This is a genomic window from Pseudomonas sp. 05T35, assembly GCF_056396605.1.
Window position 1 is genome coordinate 1 of sequence record NZ_JBFTLU010000496.1, and the last position, 3,178, is coordinate 3,178.

A 3,178-nucleotide genomic window follows, 5' to 3' on the forward strand; every position below is an offset into this window, starting at 1 on the left:
GTTACCAACAGCGCGTCCATGGCCCGGCACTGATTGAGCGGCTGATGGATTGCCGCGAAAACCTGTTGAAACGGCGCAACGACAACTTTGTCGGCAGTATGTTGCGGCACCATCAGCACAAGAGCACTCAATATATGTCGCAGTGGATTGAAGAAAAAAACCGTTCCAATGGATAAGTCTTCGTTGACCTGGTGACCGTTTATGCTGACTTTTTGGCCGAGCCCAAAACAAAAGACCATCACTTTTGTTTGGCTTTCGCCTTCATAAGATTGGCTGTCATGCAATGAGCAACCAGCGCCGACTCTTCAAAGAAATCAACATTGATCACACTGCAATTCAAAACCTTCTCATGGCGAGCAGGGTCAAACCACTCGTTCAAATGAGTGGTTATATTCACGGGCCCTTGTGCCAAACCGTAACTCGTGGCGGACAATGACCATGGCATGCCCAAACCATCTGGACGCTCTATTGTTTTGGCAATAAACATCTTCACATCAGCGACACTGGCGAAATCGATCCCCGTCCATTCGCATCTCAGTCCCCAATTGAAGTAATTGCGGTCAATGTTTCCATAAGACGCCAGCATGACACGTTGAAATGGACTGATTCTTTTTAGTTCCCCCAATGTCAAATAACGATTTTCGGGGGGAATCACCMGCCCTCCCAAGTGTTGCGTCAGCAGTCGGGAAAATTCCTTTGCGTCGAACGGACTGCTATTGGAGCTTAGTTGCTGGAAGTTCAAGACAATGAACTCATCAGGATTTTGCTCAAGGAATCTGTCCACGGCCATGATCAGATCTTCCAGGGCCCGAGAAGATCGATATCCATTGTGCTGAAACCAGAAGCCGCCCTTGCCGTCATACTCAAGCCTGAGATCAAGTGCGCGGGCACCGTTGACCAGTTGATAGTAAAAACTATTATTCTGGCAAGCTGCCCAGTGGCTGACACCCGGAACCGCATAAGAAGCTTTTTTATCGACCCCCGAATTGTGAGCACCCGGCAATACCAACTCCCCCAGTGTCAGCACGTCGATGGCAGGCAGGCCGGTCATCCATTTATAAAAATCGTTAGCCATATTTCATCCATTACCTATGTTTTCGCGCAGTATGAAAGTTTGCACTTCGCAACGTTCGCCACCTTTATATCCACCTACACGCCAGTTGACCACTCACCCAGCACTCTCAAGATTGACAACATATTACTGTGCCGTCAGCGTATTCCTACGTAACAACAGGACCGTAGAAGCTGTCCCCCAGCACACATTGCACTTAACTTGTCACGCGCAGCCTGTGCCCGCAAAGGCCCAGACCCCCCCCTAAAAAACACTGCACGCCGATGGATTGACACGTGCAACAGAACGCAGGAGCACACATGCCACGAAACACGGTAAGACATTTAAACAAGCAGGCCTGGATGAGCGAAGTCCTGGATATTGACACCCTGAAGTTAACCGACATTATCTGGCCAGGCGCCCACAATTGTGGAATGGATAAAAAGGCCCCTAACTACGACGTGCTGATCGGTCATTGGACAACCTGTCAGAACGATACATTTTCCTGGCAACTGGCCCAGGGTGTCAGAGCGTTCGATATACGCCTGGGGTATAAGCCGGGACACGATCAGGATATTTTTTATTTCCACCACAATGGCCTGGAATCTCATCGCGTCCTGGATGAACTTATCGACGCCGTTCTGGCGTTTCTGGAACGCAATCCCAACGAGTTCATCGTGCTTGATTTTCACCTTCTGGCGGGTGGCAAGCACGCCTTCGACTATAAAAAGTTCAACGCCTTGCTCTCGAGGCGGCTGGGACACACGGCCATTCCATTTTCACAATCGCACCTCTCCATCGGGCAACTGAAGCGAGCCAGCCCTCGTCGCAGGCTAGTGCTGGCCGCCCATGGGCCGGATGATCTTGATGAAACCACGTTCTGGCCAAGAGTTGTTCACAAGTGGAGCGACAAGGCATTCACTGATATCGACGATTTGCGCAGCCACATTGCCAACACATTGAGTAGTGAGCATTCCGGCGATTTTCTATGGTCCCTGTCAGCCACCAGTTATTCGTTTCTTGGAGGTCCCGTGGACATCAAGCACTCTATCAACGACTGGTTTCACCAATCACGGGACTGGGTGAGCCGCTGCTGCATTATCAACACCGACTTTGTCGAAGAGTCCGAAATTGTTCGTTATTGCTGGATAGCCAGCAGCATGAAGGCCGTCAGCATGCGCTGATAGCGCTCGCGCCAGGCGCGTACTTCAAGACTGGTGTCCCTTTCTTGAAGAAGGCATTATCGGCTGCAGTTACCCACAAGCGTGCAGCCATGACCCGAGCGGCAAGAGTCACCGACCCCTCATACGAACTGATGGACGACCACAACGGGTTGTCCATCATTTATCGCCAGCACGGATTCCCCTGCCCGCTGGTGCGTTGGCATTTCCATAAGGAATACGAACTGCACCTGATTGTCGCAAGCTCAGGCAAGGTGTTCATCGGCGATTACATCGGCAACTTTTATCCCGAAACGCTGTTTCTGACCGGCCCTAACCTGCCCCATAACTGGATCAGCCAGGTCGCCGAAGATGAAGTGGTACCCAAGCGCGACATGCTGGTGAACTTCACCGATGAGCTGTTCGAAAGCGGCCATCAGGTGTTCAGCGAACTCAAGAGCCTGACACCCCTGCTGGAACGTGCGCAGTACGGCATCGAGTTTCGCTGTAAACACACGATCCGCCAGGCCATGGACCTGATGCAGCGGATCGCCGACGCCAAAGGCGTTACCCGCCTCGGGTACTTTTTCATTCTGCTGGAGTTGCTGGCGGCCACCGACGATTACCAGTTGCTGTCCGGTGCCACCACGCCGCAATTGGCCGACGAACACAACATCGACCGTACCAACCGGGCAGTGGATTACATCTTTGCCCACTACGCTCGCGAACTGCCACTGGAAGAAGTCGCCGAACACCTGGGCATGAAACCGACCTACTTCTCGCGAGTTTTCAAACAGGCGACCGGGCGCTGTTTCATCGAGTTCGTCAATCGCTTGCGCATCAGCAAATCCTGCGAGCTGCTGGCCGATGGCGATAAACCGGTAACCGAGGTGTGCTTCGAGTCGGGCTTCAACAATATATCCAACTTCAACCGGCGCTTTCAGCAACTCAAAGGCATGACCCCTTC

The 3,178-nt window shown here is 52.3% G+C and carries 3 protein-coding genes and 1 pseudogene; 3 read left to right on the forward strand and 1 reads right to left on the reverse strand.

The window, feature by feature from the left end; all coding sequences use genetic code 11:
* Positions 1-176: pseudogene (locus AC1DH9_RS25945) on the forward strand (glycosyltransferase); the annotation flags it as partial.
* Between the two features lie 62 nt (positions 177-238).
* Here the strand turns inward: AC1DH9_RS25945 and AC1DH9_RS25950 are convergent.
* The gene (locus AC1DH9_RS25950) at positions 239-1,075 is read right to left on the reverse strand and encodes a phosphatidylinositol-specific phospholipase C domain-containing protein (RefSeq protein WP_477809054.1); all 837 of its coding nucleotides are present in this window, start codon (positions 1,073-1,075) and stop codon (positions 239-241) included.
* A gap of 296 nt (positions 1,076-1,371) precedes the next feature.
* On the opposite strand from AC1DH9_RS25950, the gene AC1DH9_RS25955 reads away from it, so the two are divergent.
* Positions 1,372-2,235 (forward strand): phosphatidylinositol-specific phospholipase C domain-containing protein, encoded by an 864-nt coding sequence (locus tag AC1DH9_RS25955; protein ID WP_427537394.1) that lies wholly within the window; start codon positions 1,372-1,374, stop codon positions 2,233-2,235.
* 89 nt (positions 2,236-2,324) lie between these two features.
* Positions 2,325-3,178 (forward strand): helix-turn-helix domain-containing protein (locus AC1DH9_RS25960; RefSeq protein ID WP_477809055.1); only part of this gene is annotated, 854 nt, incomplete at its 3' end.

Coding starts and splice junctions, on each gene's coding strand:
- AC1DH9_RS25955 (WP_427537394.1), top strand. CDS start 1,372: ATGCCACGAAACACGGTAAGACATTTAAACAAGCAGGCCTGGATGAGC.